At 44.8% G+C, this 17,382-nt stretch carries 17 protein-coding genes and 1 pseudogene; 10 read left to right on the top strand and 8 right to left on the bottom strand.

The features are described from left to right. Positions 1–12 precede the first annotated feature (12 nt). The gene (gene gyrA, locus BBG47_RS09960) at positions 13–2,460 is read left to right on the top strand and encodes a DNA gyrase subunit A (protein ID WP_065291623.1); all 2,448 of its coding nucleotides are present in this window, start codon (positions 13–15) and stop codon (positions 2,458–2,460) included. On the opposite strand, the gene BBG47_RS29880 is transcribed toward gyrA, so the two are convergent. Then, on the bottom strand, positions 2,457–2,624 hold the full coding sequence (locus BBG47_RS29880) for a hypothetical protein (RefSeq protein WP_021254612.1): 168 nt from the start codon (positions 2,622–2,624) through the stop codon (positions 2,457–2,459). The genes gyrA and BBG47_RS29880 overlap by 4 nt on opposite strands. A 226-nt stretch (positions 2,625–2,850) precedes the next feature. On the opposite strand from BBG47_RS29880, the gene BBG47_RS09955 reads away from it, so the two are divergent. Then, positions 2,851–3,321: a MarR family winged helix-turn-helix transcriptional regulator gene (locus tag BBG47_RS09955; RefSeq protein WP_021254611.1), complete on the top strand. Its 471-nt coding sequence runs from the start codon at positions 2,851–2,853 to the stop codon at positions 3,319–3,321. Between the two features lies 1 nt (position 3,322). Here BBG47_RS09955 and BBG47_RS09950 read toward each other — a convergent pair whose 3' ends face one another. The 4 genes from BBG47_RS09950 to BBG47_RS09935 all read right to left on the bottom strand — a co-directional run bounded on the left by BBG47_RS09950 (position 3,323) and on the right by BBG47_RS09935 (position 7,339). After that, positions 3,323–4,693, bottom strand: a complete 1,371-nt coding sequence (locus BBG47_RS09950; protein ID WP_065291622.1) for a CapA family protein — start codon at positions 4,691–4,693, stop codon at positions 3,323–3,325. Between the two features lie 220 nt (positions 4,694–4,913). Continuing rightward, entirely contained in the window at positions 4,914–5,627 is a 714-nt protein-coding gene (locus BBG47_RS09945) for an RluA family pseudouridine synthase (RefSeq protein WP_065291621.1), read from the bottom strand. A gap of 6 nt (positions 5,628–5,633) precedes the next feature. Beyond that, complete coding sequence (locus BBG47_RS09940; RefSeq protein ID WP_065291620.1) at positions 5,634–6,497, bottom strand: class I SAM-dependent methyltransferase; 864 nt, start codon at positions 6,495–6,497, stop codon at positions 5,634–5,636. Between the two features lie 140 nt (positions 6,498–6,637). Further along, a complete protein-coding gene (locus BBG47_RS09935) occupies positions 6,638–7,339 on the bottom strand; it encodes a response regulator transcription factor (RefSeq protein WP_065291619.1) in 702 nt (233 codons plus the stop codon). 160 nt (positions 7,340–7,499) lie between these two features. On the opposite strand from BBG47_RS09935, the gene BBG47_RS09930 reads away from it, so the two are divergent. After that, positions 7,500–9,581, top strand: a complete 2,082-nt coding sequence (locus BBG47_RS09930; protein ID WP_065291618.1) for a sensor histidine kinase — start codon at positions 7,500–7,502, stop codon at positions 9,579–9,581. Between the two features lie 15 nt (positions 9,582–9,596). Here the strand turns inward: BBG47_RS09930 and BBG47_RS09925 are convergent, their stop codons facing one another. Together BBG47_RS09925 and BBG47_RS09920 are read right to left on the bottom strand one after the other, a co-directional pair. Next, on the bottom strand, positions 9,597–9,908 hold the full coding sequence (locus tag BBG47_RS09925) for a helix-turn-helix domain-containing protein (RefSeq protein ID WP_021259129.1): 312 nt from the start codon (positions 9,906–9,908) through the stop codon (positions 9,597–9,599). Between the two features lie 219 nt (positions 9,909–10,127). Continuing rightward, positions 10,128–10,361 (bottom strand): hypothetical protein, encoded by a 234-nt coding sequence (locus BBG47_RS09920; RefSeq protein ID WP_021254604.1) that lies wholly within the window; start codon positions 10,359–10,361, stop codon positions 10,128–10,130. A 271-nt stretch (positions 10,362–10,632) separates the two neighbouring features. Between BBG47_RS09920 and BBG47_RS30675 the strand changes: the two are divergent. From BBG47_RS30675 to BBG47_RS09910, 3 genes and pseudogenes are all read left to right on the top strand, one after another. Next, a pseudogene (locus BBG47_RS30675) lies at positions 10,633–10,959 on the top strand (glycosyltransferase family 2 protein); the annotation flags it as partial. An 801-nt stretch (positions 10,960–11,760) separates the two neighbouring features. Next, complete coding sequence (locus BBG47_RS09915) at positions 11,761–12,879, top strand: glycosyltransferase family 2 protein (protein WP_065291652.1); 1,119 nt, start codon at positions 11,761–11,763, stop codon at positions 12,877–12,879. Positions 12,880–12,941: 62 nt separating this feature from the next. Beyond that, positions 12,942–14,204 carry a glycosyltransferase family 2 protein gene (locus BBG47_RS09910; protein ID WP_065291617.1) on the top strand — a complete coding sequence of 421 codons (1,263 nt, stop codon included), beginning with the start codon at positions 12,942–12,944 and terminating at the stop codon, positions 14,202–14,204. A 76-nt stretch (positions 14,205–14,280) separates the two neighbouring features. Here BBG47_RS09910 and BBG47_RS09905 read toward each other — a convergent pair whose 3' ends face one another. Next, positions 14,281–15,438 carry a glycosyltransferase family 2 protein gene (locus tag BBG47_RS09905; protein ID WP_483310713.1) on the bottom strand — a complete coding sequence of 386 codons (1,158 nt, stop codon included), beginning with the start codon at positions 15,436–15,438 and terminating at the stop codon, positions 14,281–14,283. Between the two features lie 180 nt (positions 15,439–15,618). Between BBG47_RS09905 and BBG47_RS09900 the strand changes: the two genes are divergently transcribed. From BBG47_RS09900 to BBG47_RS09885, 4 genes are all read left to right on the top strand, one after another. Further along, positions 15,619–15,924, top strand: a complete 306-nt coding sequence (locus BBG47_RS09900; protein WP_021254600.1) for an alpha-helical endospore appendage domain-containing protein — start codon at positions 15,619–15,621, stop codon at positions 15,922–15,924. Positions 15,925–16,153: 229 nt separating this feature from the next. Then, positions 16,154–16,465, top strand: coding sequence for an alpha-helical endospore appendage domain-containing protein (locus BBG47_RS09895; RefSeq protein ID WP_021254599.1), 312 nt, complete (start codon positions 16,154–16,156; stop codon positions 16,463–16,465). 36 nt (positions 16,466–16,501) lie between these two features. Beyond that, positions 16,502–16,888 (top strand): alpha-helical endospore appendage domain-containing protein, encoded by a 387-nt coding sequence (locus BBG47_RS09890; RefSeq protein WP_044357194.1) that lies wholly within the window; start codon positions 16,502–16,504, stop codon positions 16,886–16,888. Positions 16,889–16,905: 17 nt separating this feature from the next. After that, positions 16,906–17,382: hypothetical protein (locus tag BBG47_RS09885; RefSeq protein ID WP_175400511.1), on the top strand; the 477-nt coding region annotated here is incomplete at its 3' end.

Genomic DNA, 17,382 nt, shown 5'->3' with positions numbered 1-17,382 from the left:
GGTGAGAGACACATGAGCGTATCGGAACAATTCAAACCCGCGTTCTTGGAAGACGTGGTTGGCGACCGGTTCGGGCGCTATTCCAAATATATCATTCAAGATCGTGCGATACCCGATGTCAGGGACGGTCTCAAGCCGGTACAGCGACGCATCTTGTATGCAATGTATGAATCCGGCAACACACCGGAAAAGCCATACCGTAAGTCGGCCAAAACGGTCGGGGACGTCATGGGTAATTACCACCCGCACGGGGATTCTTCAATATATGACGGCATGGTGCGCATGGCGCAGCCATGGAAGATGGGGCATGTCCTGATTGACGGTCACGGCAACTGGGGGTCAATCGATGATGATCCAGCAGCTGCAATGCGTTATACAGAAGCCAGATTGTCCTCCATTGCTATGGAGCTGCTTCGGGATATTGAGAAAGACACCGTTCCGTTCCGTCCAAATTTTGATAATACGGAAGAAGAGCCTGTTGTATTGCCTTCGCGCTTCCCGAACTTGCTCGTAAATGGCGTTAGCGGGATTTCGTCCGGCTTTGCAACGGAAATTCCCACACATAATTTGCGGGAAGTGATTGAGGCATGCATCGCCATGATCGACAAGCCCGAGATTGATCTGGATGAGATTATTAACATTGTGCAAGGTCCGGATTTCCCTACAGGCGGAATCATCATGGGTGCTGAAGGCATTCGCGATGCATATCGTTCGGGTAAGGGCCGCATTTACATTCGCGCGAAGACGGATATTGAGGAGATGCGCGGAGGTCGTCAGCAGATCGTCGTTACCGAAATCCCGTATCAGGTCGTGAAGTCGCGTCTCGTTACCGCAATGGAGAACATCCGATTAGAGAAGAAAGTAGACGGTATTGCAGAGGTTCGTGATGAAAGTGGACGCGAAGGGATGCGTATCGTCGTTGAGCTCAAGAAGGACGCGGATGCGAACGGCATTTTGAACTATTTGTTCAAGAAGACCGACTTGCAAGTGACCTATAACTTCAACATGGTAGCGATCGTGAACAAGGCTCCGATGCAAATGGGTATTTTGCCTATGCTCCAAGCCTACATTGAACACCAGAAGGAAGTTGTCACGAATCGTACCCAATATGACTTGTCGAAGGCAGAAGACCGCGCACATGTGTTGGAGGGCTTGGTAAAGGCACTTGATATATTAGATGCGGTTATCGCGACTATCAAAGCTTCGAAGAATCGTCAGGATGCACAGCATAACTTGATTGAACAATTTGGCTTCTCTGAACGTCAAGCTGATGCGATCTTGACATTGCAACTGTACCGCTTGACGAATCTGGAATTGACTTCATTGATGAAGGAATTAGAGGATATTCGAAAGAAGGTTGCCGACCTTCGTTCGATTCTGGAGAGCAGCAAGAAGCTGATGAAGGTAATTAAGAAGGAACTGACGGATATTCGTGATCGATATGGAATTGATCGCCGTTCAGTCGTGCAGGGGGAAGTCGAGGAAATCAAGGTGAACCTTGAGGTCATCGTAAATGCCGAGGATGTTCTCGTCACCTTGTCCAATGATGGATACATCAAGCGGACGAGTCAGCTATCCTTCACACGATCTGGCGGAGAATGGGATGCATCTGGTGTTAAGGAAGGCGACTACATCCGTCAAATTTATGAAGTGAACACCTTGGATCGCTTGCTTATCTTTACGCAGCGGGGACAATATTTCTCCTTGCCTGTCCATATGATTCCAGAATTCAAGTGGAAGGACAATGGTACAGCCATCGTCAATGTGATTCCGATTGCAAAGGAAGACTCTATCGTAGCTGTCATTCCAGTCAAGTCATTCGCAGACGAGTTGAGTTCGCTCTTGTTCGTTACGCGTCGTGGCCAAGTAAAGCGTACGATGCTCAAGGAATACGAAACCAACCGTACAGGGGCAGTCGCTGCTTGTAAAGTAGCAGACCAAGATGCGTTGTTGGCTGTCATGCTCAGTGATGGGGCGGCAGATCTTCTTCTCGTGACCGAGCAAGGAATGTCTATCCGATTTACAGAAGCGGAAGTGAATCCGATGGGACGCGCAGCTGGTGGTGTTCGTGGAATGCAGCTTAAGGATGACGATGCAATCACAGCAGCTCTTCGGGTCACTGGTGAAGAGGGCGAGATTACTGTTCTAACGGATATTGGATGGGGCAAGCGTTCGTTGCTGCTGGATTACCCAACACAGGGACGCGGCGGTAAAGGAATGGCTACATTCGAGTTCAAAGAAGGGAAGCGAGTGAAGCCGAATGGGAAGAAGTTAATTGGCGCTTACTTCAGTAAAGAGTCGTATCCGATTACGATCATTACGGAACAGGGACACTTGCATCAGCTTATTACTGAACATGCCCCTCTCATGGATAAGAGAGCGCAAGGCCGAAGCTTGGTTGCAATCGATAAGGAAGATAGTATTGTAAATACGATGATTATTAACCCACCATCCGTCTAATCGAATGGCTTATGCGGTGGATTCAACACATCGTGCAGGGTATTGATAATCTCTAATAGGACCCACAATGGTACGGGCTCATCGAGTCGTTCTATCCATTGTGGGTCTTTTATGATCCCGATCTCCATTGCTTTGCGGAAAATACCGGATTTGTCCTGATCCATTGTGTCCCCTCCTTGCAGTTAAAGCATCAAATTAGTGAGAAGTTGGTGTGACAGATGCCTATACAACAGTATATGTGCTAGTTGATTGCTTGGTTCCTGAACTTTCTTTGGCAATAAATTTGTAATTAAATGGCATTATGCTAAGATTAGGGATGTCCTATCTACTTTGCTGTGGTATAATTTAGGTGTTTGTAGATCGACATGGAATAAAGGGGGAGTCGTTTGCATGCATGCAACCGAATTTGCCAAGCTATGGTCGAAGTTATCCAAGGATTATAAGTCAATGATGGACGAGTCCCTGGCGCCAAGCTTGACAGAGAGCCAGTTAACCGTATTAGAACGAATTGCGGAATATGGGAAGGTTAAGCCTTCTGATCTGTTGCCTCACTTAGCTACGACTCCTGCTGCGATTACAACATTGATGGATCGGATGGAGAAGAATGCTCTAATTATTCGAGAGCGAGACCAGGATGATCGTCGAATTGTGTGGATCCAGGCAACCGAATTCGGAGAACAGGAAATGCGCCGTGGAGTCGCTATTCGAGAGAACTACTGGAATGAAATTTTACATCGGATCTCAACGCATAACCAGCAGCTGCTTATCCTTTTGCTTGGCAAGCTAACTCAGCCGCCACAACCGTCTACTGTTGAGAAAGAGACGGCTGCAGCGTCAGAGCCTGTTCGTGCAGGCCAATAATCTATGGTGAAGGCGAGACATTGAGTATAACCGGTACAGCCGATCTTGAGGCAAGATGGCTTGTCGCGCTGGTGAGCATCTTTTTCATTGCCTGATATTGCTGAGTGCTTAATCGATTGTCAGAATGTGATTTGATCGTTTGTTCCAGTGGGAGTACACGGTACTTGCGCTTGTCACGGGCACCTTCAATATGCACCCATGTTGGAATCGTTGTCACATTTTTTAGTTCGATTGTGCCTTCAGGCATATGCTTATTAATTTCTACACCGAAGATTACTCCAATATCAGTACCATTGCCAGTTTGATTGGATATAAAGTTCCCCATTGAATAAATAATAAGCCCATCGCGCTTAGAGCCGTCGGGCTCTCTTACCGTAATACGCTCATAGGGTTGAATGACATGTGGATGAGAGCCCAATATAATATCTGCTCCAGCTTGGATCAGCGAACGCGCCAGTCGAATTTGCTCTTGATTCGGCGTGTGCTCATATTCAGTGCCGAAATGAATGGCAATTGCGACAACGTCAGCTCCAGCCTTCTTCGTATTCTGAATATCCTGTATCATGCGCTTCTCATCAATGAGAGAGACAAGATAAGGCTTCTGCTTCGGGAGCGGGATGCCATTTGTTCCGTACGTATACGCGAGAATGCCTAGTTGTATTCCGTTTTTTTCAACTAATGTTGGCTGCTTGGATTCCCATAATGAGGCGGAGAGTCCCTTCGTTACCAGCCCTTTTTTCTTCAACACTTCCAATGTGCGCAGGGCTCCGGCTTCATATCGATCTAATGAATGATTGTTCGCCGCCGTTACAATATTGAAGCCTGCGAACTTCAAGGCATCTGCAAGCTCTGGTGGTGCGTTGAACATGGGGTATCCGGTATAGACCTTCTCGCCGCCTAGCAATGGAGTCTCCAGATTCGCCCAACACCAATCTGCTGTCTCGAGAATAGGCTTCACCTTAGTAAAATAGGTCTTGAAATTGTATGTGCCTGTCTTCTTATTGAAATAGGCAGGAAACTGAGGGGAGTGCATCATAATATCTCCTACCGCAAGAAGCTTGCTGGAAAGAGTATATGGCTTTGCCTTCGTGTTGTTAGGTGGCGTAGTGGCCGTACTAGCCGGGATGTTCGTAGAAGAGTTGAGATGATCGGCATCGGTCGATGAAGGTGAACTGTCCTTATGCTGAGCTAGTGCTGCTTTATGTGCCGGTTGAGGCTTTGTCTGCTGTTCGCTGCCCGTTGTTGATTGCGAACTAGATGCATCTTGATCGACAAGCTGTGATGGCGCGGCAATTGCGCAAGCAGTGGATAAAATCAAGAGAACAATTGCAATGACCAGCAATCCTGTTCGTACATACCGTCCTTTACTCATTTTCCTATTTTCCTCCTTTCATACACGAATAACACCATGCGTTAAATGAGCATGACTGAATGATGACTGTGTCTGCAAATGAACGCATCGTGTACAATCGCATCGAGAGAAGGTTGCTTCTCAGCAATGCGATCGTACAGTCACGGTGTTGCGTGCGATGATTATTTACCGAATCGGTAAGATTGCCCTAGCTTACTTGTTGATGTACATAGAAAGTACATCAACAGGAAGAATAGATTGCCGGATCCCAGAGATTCCATGGGTATTCCATGGGCGGCTGAGATCTAAACTCCATAACTTCCTTCGTAGTCGGATGGGGGAACGATAGCTGCACAGACCATAGAGCAATCTGCTGACCAGGCTTATTGCGATCAGCGCCGTACTTCTGATCTCCATATAATGGACAACCAATCGTTTTCATTTGTACGCGAATTTGGTGCGGTCGTCCGGTATGAAGCTCTATACGCACAAGCGTCATGTCGCCGCTCATGCCAGCTACCTCATAAGACAGGCGTGCCTCCTTGGCTCCTGAAGTTCCAGGAGCAACAGCGCGGACTGTGTTCGTGCGGACATCCTTCAGCAAATGGTGAGTTAGTGTCCCGTTGGTCTTAGCTGGACGGCCGTGAACGACAGCCATGTAAGTCTTGCCCAGCTTGTGTGTGCGAACGACATCAGATAAGCGTGAGGCAGCCTTGCTCGTCTTCGCGAATACCATGGCTCCACCGACAGGACGATCCAATCGGTGGACTAGACCTACATAGACATTGCCAGGCTTCGCATAACGCTCCTTCAAGTCTTGCTTCAGTAAGGTCACCATATCTGCATCCTGCGTATCGTCCGCTTGTGACAAGATATTAACTGGCTTCTCGACAACGATTACGTGATTATCCTCGTATAAGATGCCAATATGCGGAGTTGCAGGTTGGCTTAACATCTATCGTTATGCCTCCCATCTTCCCAATATACCGCAAGGGAGTACCATACCGGACTTCGTAATCGGGATGCCTATTTCACCTGAGGACAGCTTGCCGCCGTAGCGCTTTTTCATTGTCATACTCAGCATATTGCTTAGTACGGTAGGCGAGATCCCAGTCGTATATGAATTGATTTGCAGGAAAAGTGGATTGTCCGACATTATTGTCGTACAGAACTCAAGAAACGGATACAAGCTTTGCTCCAGCTTCCACGTTTCTCCGCCAGGTCCTCTACCATAGGAAGGGGGATCCATAATGATGGCGTCATATTTGTTGCCTCTGCGCTGCTCTCTTTGTACGAACTTGAATACATCGTCCGTGATGAAACGGATAGGGTGAGATTCCAAACCGGACAACGCGGCATTTTCCTTCGCCCACTGCACCATCCCCTTAGCAGCGTCAACATGGCAGACTTCGGCGCCAGCAGATGCACAGGCCACTGTTGCACCGCCAGTGTAAGCGAACAGGTTAAGAACTTTAATTGGACGATTCGCACTCTTAATTTTGTTCATCATCCAGTCCCAGTTTACTGCTTGTTCAGGGAACAGACCTGTGTGTTTAAAGTTCGTTGGCTTAATATAGAACTTGAGATGCTTGTATTCAATCGTCCAACGCTCTGGAATAGGCTTCTTCATATCCCATTGACCGCCGCCAGAGGAACTGCGATGATAATGGCCGTGTACATTGCGCCAAATATCTGTCTCCCTTTCAAGAGGCCATATGATTTGTGGATCGGGACGACGAAGCACAACATCTCCCCAGCGTTCAAGTTTCTCTCCGCCGCCTGTATCAATTAATTCATAGTCTTTCCAGTCAGTAGACATGTACATGTAATGTGACTTCCTTTCTTCTGTTCAAACTTCCTTAACACTAAGCGTTATTGTACTATAAACAAGCCCAAGCTTCCAGAAAGTTTACGAAAGCAATACCCGCATGAGATGAATTCATGCGGGTATTGGTGTAGAGCTGGTTATTCGGTTTGAAATTTGTACCCTACACCTCGTACGGTTACGATGTAGCGTGGGCGTGTAGGATCCGGTTCAATCTTCTTGCGTAGATTGCTAATATGTACCATGAGTGTTCGTGTATCACCGAAGCTCTCGGTATTCCAGATATGCTGATACAATTGTTCCAACTTGAATACTTTGTTCGGCGATTGTGCCAAATACGCGAGTAAGTCGAATTCTTTGGCAGATAGTGCAACAGCTTTGCCTTGTACGGTCACGGTGTGGCTCTGCAAATCCATCTCCAATTCTTCGTAGGACAGTCTATGTTGAGCCGAGCGTTGCAGTGCTTGAGCAGACAGAGAGTTGCGGCGCAAATGGGCCTTGACCCTAGCAACGAGTTGACTAGGGCTGAATGGCTTCGTAATGTAATCATCTCCACCGACTGTAAGACCTAATATAATGTCTACATCGTCACTCTTGCAGCTTATAAAGAGGATTGGAACATTCGATGTCTTGCGCACTTCCTTGCATACCTCAATACCATCTAGCGACTTGAGGAGGATGTCCAAAATAATTAAGTCTGGTTCAATTTCCTTCATCATCTGTAAGGCGGTATATCCGTTGTCTGCAACGTATACACGGTAGCCTTCCCTGCGCAAATATAAGGATATGAGTTCAGTAATCTCTATTTCATCATCTACGATTAATATTTTGCTCTCGTTCACTGCAGGTTATCACCTCCGCCACTTCTTTCATTATAGCGAAAATCGTCAGGATATGGCAATCTATTCCTAATTGCGACATGAAACCTTAATTCCTTGGATTCTTCTATCGTCAAATAAGAAAGTATGTTATAAAATGGAAGGGTTGAGGAGGGCGTCATCGATGCGTCGAATAACTTTTCATATTATGATGGCCATGATTATTGTAACTATAATTATTCTACATGTTGCAGGGGCGATTATTGATTCGAAGCGTGCTCCGAGCGCGGAAAATGGAATACTTGATTTGCGGAACTGGAATTTTGAAAAAGATGGAATTGTGCCATTGAACGGAATGTGGAAGATGAAATGGGGGAGCTTGCTTCCTACGGAGAAATTAACGGATTCCCCTTCAATGATGGCGGATGTGAAGGTGCCATCTTCTTGGAATCAGTTAACGAATCCGGGGTTCTCCAAGACGGGTACGGGAGTCGCGACGTATTATCTTACGATAAAGAAGAATGCGAAGGATAATCTGTTGGGTGTATGGCTCCCCAGCATATATAGTTCATATCGCATGTGGGTGAATGGTAAGCCGATTATTCATGAAGGACAAGTCTCCGAGTTTGAGGACTATTCTGTTCCTTCTATGAAGCAACGCATGGTTATGGTGAGTACTCCTGGAAACACCGCAGATATCGTTATCGAGGTTACGAATTTCTCGCATCATCGTGGAGGAATATGGCAGTCACTATACCTGGGTTCATCGGAGAAAATCATAAGCAAGAGCAGATTGGAATTGGTTAGGGACAGTATGCTGTTCGGCTGCTTATTAATGGTGGGGCTCTATCATATTGGTCTGTTCATAGAGAGGCGTAAGGATTGGTATACGTTTCTATTTGCGATTCTTTGTATTGCAATGGCAATCCGAATCCTAACGTCGGGAGATGCCATTCTGCTTACTTGGTTTCCTGGTTTATCGTGGTATTTCGTTATTCGCCTGGAATATGTGCTAATGATCGTGGCGACGATGGCAGGATGCGGATATGTGAGATATTTATTTTATGAGGACGCTTGCTATAGGACGTATACGATAATGAATGTAGCAGGAGCATTGCTAATTGGCTCCATTGTTTTCCTGCCTGTGCGTACGTTCACCTCTTACCTTCTGCTTTACCAATTATATGTGATAGCAGCGGCTTGCTATGTAATCATAATGAATATGAAGGCTGTCTATAATCATCGGATGGGAGCGCATATTGCATTATTCGGCTTTACTGTTTTCAATATATTGGTTCTTAATGATATTTTATATTATCATTCGCTTGCTCCCATTCGAGACTTGGCTCCAAGTGGACTTGTATTTTGCGTTTTCATGCAGTCGCTTATGATCTCAATGAGATATTCCAAGGCGATGTACGACGTAGAATCTGTAACGATCGAGTTACGAGAGTTGAATGCTAACTTAGAAGCGCGGATCCAAGAGCGCACAGCTGCCTTAACTCAAATGAACGCAAATTTAGAAATGAAAAATTATGAGTTAGAGCGGATGGAGACCTCCCGCAGGCATCTATTTACGAATATTTCACATGATTTGCGAACACCAATGACCTTAATTCGTGGTTACTTGGAGGCGCTCCAAGATGAGGTAATTCAGGATAGAGAGCAGCAGAAGAAATATATTCGCCTCATGCTAAATAAAATTAATGGCTTGAATCATCTGATTGACGATTTGTTTGAGTTGTCCAAATTAGAAGCAAGAAGGGTGCCTGTATCGATAGAATCTGTACTTCTTGAACATTTTATTTCGCATCTGGAAGAGCATTACGAGTTGGAATTGCGAAGCAGAGGGTTAATGTTCGCATGTTACAACTTGACGTACCGCAATGCTCCGCCTGTAAGTCTTATGCTGGAAGTGGACATTGATCGTATGATGCAGGTATTTGACAACATTATTTATAATGCGGTTAAATTTACGCCAATTGGCGGCTCGATTACCATTGAAGTGGACTATCTGAAACAGGAGCAAGCGGTGCATATTCAAATCACGGATACCGGAATTGGTGTGGGAGAAGAAGACTTGCCTTATCTATTCGACCGTTTCTACAAAAATGATAAGTCGCGAAATTCAATGACAGGCGGCAGCGGTATAGGGCTGGCAATTGCCAAAGAAATTGTTGAATTGCACTTAGGAAGAATCGGCGTTGAGAGTGTGCAAGGACATGGAACGACATTCTACATTATATTGCCTGCTCAAGTAAAATAGGGATGGTCGTAAACTCTATCGCTTGGAGTAGAGTGATTGCCTCATGAGCTGGAGTGTCTGCTGTCTTGAGTCGGCATCAAGCCCGTGCCATAGCTGTAGAAGCTGATTCGTCTCGCGTGATTCCAGATAGGAGTTATCATTGATTAGGTAATCCACGGATACATCAAATAAGACAGCTAGCTTAAGAAGGGTTGTATAGACGGGCTGCCGATTGTTAATTTCGTAATGGCTATATGCCGAACGAGTTAATCCAATATGTCGAGCTACTTGCTCTTGCGACATGTTGCGGGCCGTTCGTAAATTGCGTAAGCGCTCTCCAAAGGTCATAGCAGGACTCCTTTGTCATAAATATGCTAGAGTAGGATCGCAGATTCATAAGTTACGTTACACATACTTGTAATGTATGATACAAAATGTATCGTGTCAAGTTTGAATTTACAAAAGAATAACGTGTAAAGATTGCAAAAGGCGTAATTCCAAAAAGGAATTACGCCTTTTGCAATGATCTATCAAAACAATTCTGTCGGAATTCAAATGCACGAATGATTAATATAAGGACAATGCTACAGTGTCCATTTCACGTCTTGAATGCAAGATTGCCTCTGAGCCGATAATTTCAATACTGATCAAGGTTTCAAGACAGGTCTTGATCGCTCGCTTGCCTGTATTCATCTTGCGGTTAAGTGCATCCATAAGTAGTGAGAATGTATTTTTGTGGGACATATTTGTGCAAAACACGGGTATTTTTCGTTGTTGGAATTCAATATAAACTGTTTTCATCTGGCAACGGACCTCCTTCTATTGATCTATTTCCGTTAATACAAATAATACGAAAGGAACATTAAATGAACATTAAAAACTGAAGACAATGTTGTTACATTTACGAAATGTAACAAAGAAATCTATGAATATCGTAGAATTTGGACGACATGATAGCGTTGAAGTCAAAGGAACCCATTTCCGACATGCACGACTGGGCTATTTGCGGCATATATCGTTTGTAGCGATGTGAAAAGGGGATGGGAAGTTGGAGAAGCGACTATCATTATGCATGATCGTTAAGGATGAGGAGACATTTATCGGCATTTGTCTGGACAGCGTCAAGAATGTTGTAGATGAAATCATTATTGTCGACACGGGATCATCCGATCAGACGATTCCAATATGCCAATCATATGGAGCGAACATATATGAAATGCCGTGGAATGACAACTTTGCCGAAGCTCGCAATTATGCCCTGAAGCAAGCAACTGGCGACTGGATATTATGGATGGATGCGGATGAGAGGCTGGATTCAGATCAAGCCATGTTGATTCGAGATATATTGCAAGAAGAGCAAGCTCACATCGGTGTAATTCAGCTGTTGAACTACATTGGGGAAGACACACCTAGCAGTGAGAAAACATACTTAATTGGTCAGCATCGGCTGCTTCGCAATCATATGGGTTTCCAGTTCGTCGGAGCGATCCATGAACAGGTAAATGTACATGAGGTTCTGGGCGAGCAATTCGATGTTAAAATCTTGCCGGTACAACTTCATCACTATGGCTACCTAGAAGTAGTAACTCATTTGCGGAACAAGTCGGAGCGGAACTTGCGATTGTTACAGATGGAGAAAGACAAGCCGGACTACAACCCGTGGGTCGATTATCATATTGCAAGTGAGCAGTATCGGCTGAAAAAGTATGCTGAAGCTTATGAGTCTGTAAATACTTCTGTTATGCGGTTTGTAGAACAGGGGAAGCTGCCACCGTCGCTTCTATATAAATTAAAATATGAGCTTATGTTGATCATGGGCAGTTATGAAGGGGCATGGCCTTCGATCGATAAGGCGATCGCGTTATATCCAGATTACGTTGATCTCCATTTCTACAAGGGGATCATCTTGTATTTAAAACAAAAGGTTGAACATGCATTGCCTGTATTTCAGTACTGTGTTGAGCTGGGGGAACAAAATATCTATCATCTTACGCTGCGAGGAGTTGGAAGCTTCCACGCTTGGTATTATGTCGGGAAGTGCCATGAAGTTCTTAATCATCGGGAAGAAGCGATACAGGCCTATGAGAATTGTCTAGAGGTAGATCGCAGCCATAAAGAAGCCAGAGAAGCGCTTGACCTGCTGCTAGCTCAGTCTAATCAGGTACAGCTAGATTCACATATTGAGGAGGCAGAAATGACGATGGATCAGTCTGCATCAATCACGATTAGTCTATGTATGATTGTACGTAATGAGGAGATTGCACTAGCGCAATGTCTTGCATCAGTCCATAACATTGTTGATGAGATCATTATTGTTGATACGGGATCTACAGATCGGACGAAGGAAATTGCAGGACAGTATCAAGCCCGTATATTTGATTTTGAATGGATTGACGATTTTGCTGCTGCACGGAATTATGCCTTCAGTCAAGCTACTCAAGAATATATTCTATGGCTCGATGCGGACGATGTGATAGAGAGTAAGGATCAACGCCTACTAGTAGAGCTGAAGAAGACACTCACTCGTGATGTTGATAGTGTGACCATGCACTATGTATTAATGGTTGATGATAAGGGGAATGTTACGTCTAGTCTGCGGCGAAATCGCTTAGTTAGGCGTGATCGTGGGTTCAAATGGTATGGGCCAGTGCACGAATATTTGGAAGTAGGCGGACATATTATTCATAGTGATGTGTGTGTCACACATAAGAAGGATAAAGCATATACCGATCGCAATTTGCGAATTTACGAGAAGAGACTTGCCGAGGGAGAGCAATTTACGCCTCGCGATCTATACTATTTTGCGAATGAATTGCGAGATCATTCCCGGTTCGAAGAAGCAGCACACGGATATATGAAGTTCCTCGAAACAGAGCAAGGGTGGGTAGAGGATAATATTCAGGCGTGCAGAAAAATGGCGGAGTGTTATGGCAAGTTGGGTCAACGTACCGAACAGTTTATGGCGCTGTTCCGCAGTTTCGTCTATGATAAGCCGCGAGCGGAAATATGCTGTGCGATTGGGGCCATGTGGGTGGACTCGGGGCATTTTCAACAAGCGAAGTACTGGTTCGAGCAAGCTACACTGCTTCCAGCAGATGAAGCGCAAATGTCTATGGTAGAGCCATCCTCATGGACGTGGGTACCGCATTTGCAGCTATGTGTATGTCATGATCGTCTTGGTGACATCGAGAGGGCTTGCTATCATAACGAGTTTGCACTCAGCTACCTTCCCTCTCATCCAAGTATGCTTCATAATCAGAAATATTTCCGTGAGAAGCTTGGCGAGGAACGATACGAACAGTTGAGAATCAAATTGTAGAGGCATTTCATTAATTACAGTCATATTTCCCAAGTATGTGATTGCGAAGTGAGGGGATTGTGTTGAAGGTCAGTATTGTGATACTCACGTTGAATCAATTTGCTCATACGATTCGATGTCTAGAAAGCATTCGTAAGTATACGACGGAGCCTTACGAGTTAATTGTCGTTGACAATGGTTCGACGGACTTAACGCTTCCCTATCTGAGACTGCAGTCGGATGTAATCTTGATTGAAAACGCGGTGAATGCAGGATTCTCAAAAGGATGCAATCAAGGAGCAGCTCTTGCGACAGGGGATCATATTCTTTATTTGAATAATGACACCATTGTCACGCCAAATTGGTTGACCAATATGCTGCGCGTGCTTCACTCCAGTGAAGATGTAGGCATGGTCGGACCGTTTACGAATTATTCGAGTGCTCATCAACAAATCCCGGTAACGTATACCGATTTATGGGACTTGAACAATTTTGCGAGGGAACATGAACATAAATTTGCTGGAACGGTGACAGAAGTTCGCCGACTTGTTGGATTTTGCATGCTGATGAAGCGAAGTGTTGTCGAAGAGGTAGGGGGCTTCGATGAACGCTACGGATTAGGAAATTATGAGGATGATGATCTATGTTTGCGGACAGCGAATGCGGGTTATCGTATGCTAATTGCGAATGATTCCTTCATCCATCATGTGGGCCATGTGACGACGAATCAGCTCGAGCAGTCAAGCTTGATGATGCTGCTGCATACGAATCGGGAGCAAGCACGCCGGAAGTGGGGGGCTGATATATTTGACCTGTTGTACAAAGCAGAGTCAACCATTACCTTCTGCATTCGCTGGAGAGCACGAACAGAGCCATTGCAAGCTTGCATCGCTTCGATTCATGAAGTGGCAAATGAAATTATCATATGTAATTGTACCGGAGAACAGCGGGAAGACGTTGAACTGGAGACGTCTGTTCCCATTCGGTGGATCGATGCAACGGAAGATATGGATGCAGGTGAAGCATACATCATACAACAAGGATCAGAACAGGCCACACAGGATTATATTTTTCTGATCGATGCGTCAGAATATCTTCCTGCACCTGAACGCAGGCAGCTTCGGGCACTCAAACGCTCCCTAAATCCTGAAGTGAATGCGGTGTGGATGGTGGGAGAGGCTAAGCGGGATGGCCTGCATGAGACTAGGGCAGAACGATTGAGATTGATTCGCCGCAATGTCCAGGTGCCGAATCTGAATGGGATCAGTTTAACGGATTATGATGCGAAACAAGGCGATACAACGCAGCATATCAAGAGTGAGATCCGAGTTGCTAGCTTCGTCTGAAAGCTTGAATGTCAAAAGCCTGAACCTTCACTGCCAGTGATACACTGACGGAGGGTTCAGGCTTTTTTTATATAAATTATGAAATTGGTGATGGTTGTTCGTGCAAATCAGGATGAGAGACGAGCAACTGTTGAAGTGCAAGATTGGCAGGCTCATATTCAGGATAGAAGTTCAGGGCTGAACGATAAGCTGACCATGCATCTTGTGGCTGATTTAATTGCTCATAACATTGTCCCTTATAATAATAGGCGTGGAAGGTAGCGCTGCCGTGAAGGGTTAAATGGTTCAGCTGTTTGTCGCCTAATGCAATACAATGGTCGAACGTTTCGAGTGCCTGTTCGTGTTTGCCCAGTTGATGCAGGATGACACCCTTGTATAAATGAAGATCTACATAATCGGGGTAAAGCACTAATACCTTGTCAATGGCTGGCCAAGCTCCCTCTATACTTCCTGTCTCCAGTAGAATCGAATATTTCAGCTTATATACAAGCGATGGCGGCGTAAGTCCTTCGGATAGGAATCTAACAATTGACCAATTCACGTATTTAAAAGCAAAATCATACTGCTTCATACGCGAATATTCACTCGCTAAGTGATACTCCAGCCATGGATTTGGCTCTTTGGCTTCGATTGCTTTGAGCAATAACGTTATATTGCGCTCGCTTTTGTTCTTGGCATAAGTTACATCATTCAAATAACCGTAATGGTACACTTTGACTGGCAATGTATCGATCTGCGATTCATCTTGATCTGGCAGCACTTCATGAACATTCAATGTCTCGTGAATACTGAACTGGAACTTAAATCCCTTGTGATTTCGAAAGAGGCGAGCATGAGCAATATGAAATGATTCATTCGCTTGAACAGTTGTTCCAATGTAATTAACTAAATGAATCGAGTAGATATCCTTGTCTAAGGTAGGAAGCAGATTCTTCATTGTCTGACGATCATCCACATCCATTTCCTCATCAGCATCCATCCACATAATCCATTCACCTGATGCCTGCTCTAATCCATAATTGCGTGCCAATGAAAAATGATCCTGCCACTCATGTCTAAGCACGGTTGCGCCGAACTCCTGGCATATTTCGATTGTACGATCCGTTGATCCTGTATCCACAACAATAATTTCATCTGCGATAGGCTTGATGCTCTGCAGGCAGCGAGCGATGACATCCTCTTCATTCCGCGCAATCAAGCAGATGGATAAAGTAGGAGATTGCAATCCATTCACTCCTTTTCAGCTTCGTATAAGATAAGTAACTGTATGCAGTGCCTGAAATTGATATTCGGGTGAGAACAGATTAAAAAGCATTGTTCAGAATTTAGCATATGAGATAAACCCTCAGACATAGGATGAGTAACGTAAGTTGCAATGAGGTGCTTGCAAAGGAAAAGAGAGAGGTGAACAGTTTTGTCACAGGCTAATATTCCAAATATTACTCCGACTATTACGATTACCCTTGGCCAAACCGTAACGTTGCTTTTGGCTTCTATCGCTCTGGAAGAACTGGCTCTTGCTCACATCGTGAATGCAGAGGCAGAGAAAATTCAACTCGTTGTTGGTACACTTGCACCTGGCATCACCCCAGCGGCAACGGTTGCGGAATTGCTGGCGATTGACGACAGTGTAAGAAAAACATTGCAAGATGTAATTAAGAAAGAAATGCTTCTTCAATTTAAGTTAGACAATATACTTAGCAGCTTCCCTGGATTGTAAACTACCTGCAGGTATAGTCATCTAAACTGTCAAGCACCTCGTTGCGCTTACATCTCCTGTGGAGTGGAATAATCTGCAGGAGAATGTACTTTCTTTTTACAAGTTGATCATGTTCAATGGACAAACAAAGCTCGAAACTCAGCATGATGTATTTGTCTATGGCATAAAAATATGAGGAATCGAACTGTAAATGTCTGTGAGTAGCACCTCAATAAGGAGGAGATGTATCATGTCCATGCCAAATGTTCCGGATATAAAACCGGAAATTATTCTGAAACGAAAAGAAGTTGTGAACCTGCTGCTAACCTCAATCGCCCTTGAGGAAATTGGATTGTCTCATATTATCAATGCGGAAGGCGAAAAAATTCAGGCCATACTTAGAGATCGGGATGTATGCTTGTCCGAAGCGCTTCAAATTAATGAAAGTGTTGATCGCATGCTGAGAAACGTTGTGAAAAATCAGATTCTGTTGCACTTTAAGCTGGAAGATGTGATTCGACTTGAGAAGCAGCATGACTGTTTTGAGGATTGTGAAGAATAGCATTTCGCCCATATCCGGAGAGAGAGGAGGGAGAACATGAGCATTCAAAAAAATGATGATCATATTCCATCAATTGACGAGGCAGTTGCGCATCTACTGCAATCGCTCTCTCTGGAAGAAGGTGCCCTTGGACAGCTGCTCCTTACCGAGGCTGAGAAAGCAAAGGCGTTCGTTGGCAAGGATAAGAACTTCCCAACTCATCCGACACCTAAGGAAATTGTGGATTACAACTCCTCTGTTGTACAAATTCTGGATTCGATGCTAATGGCGGAGTGGCTGCTGCTGAAGAAGCTGAATATGGTCGTACATATGGAATTCCAAGCACAAACAAGAGATCCTGCTGTCAAGACCAGCGCCCCGATCACAAAGCAGAATGATATAGGCGAAGAGCTGGATTCTGATTCAAACGAATTCGATTATTAATAGATGGATCGAGGTGGATGATGATTAAGACCTTTCAACCTTTGTCTCAAATGCTGCTATCGGTGTTCCATCTCATCCACGCGTTGGATATGAGATGGGATCAGAAAAGTAAAGAATTGCATGTTATACAAATCTTGTCAATGGTAGATACGCTGCGTGAGCTTCACCTGTGTACGTATCGAAGGGTGCAGGTATATAAGCAGACGGTAATCGATACACATTCTGAACAATTGGAAGATGATCAGATCAAGGAAGTGCTCGACTCCGTGCATCGCACACAATTTCTGCTCGGTAGATGGATGCTAACGAATCGCTTACTTGTCGAGCAGCTGCAAGAGCACTTACGGTATCTGGAAGACTACTATAAATCTTTCAATCAAGCTTTCAATCAAGCTTATAAACAAGCAAAGCCGGAACAGATAACGAAGGAAGTGAAGGAAGTCGTTCAACCGATTCAAACTGTAAATCAGGTGTCGAAAGAAATCGTTCAACCG

This window comes from Paenibacillus sp. KS1 (genome assembly GCF_001680695.1).
GTDB lineage: Bacteria > Bacillota > Bacilli > Paenibacillales > Paenibacillaceae > Paenibacillus_B > Paenibacillus_B suaedae.
Note: the sequence above shows the minus strand (reverse complement) of the source record. Positions and strands in the feature narration are given on the sequence as shown.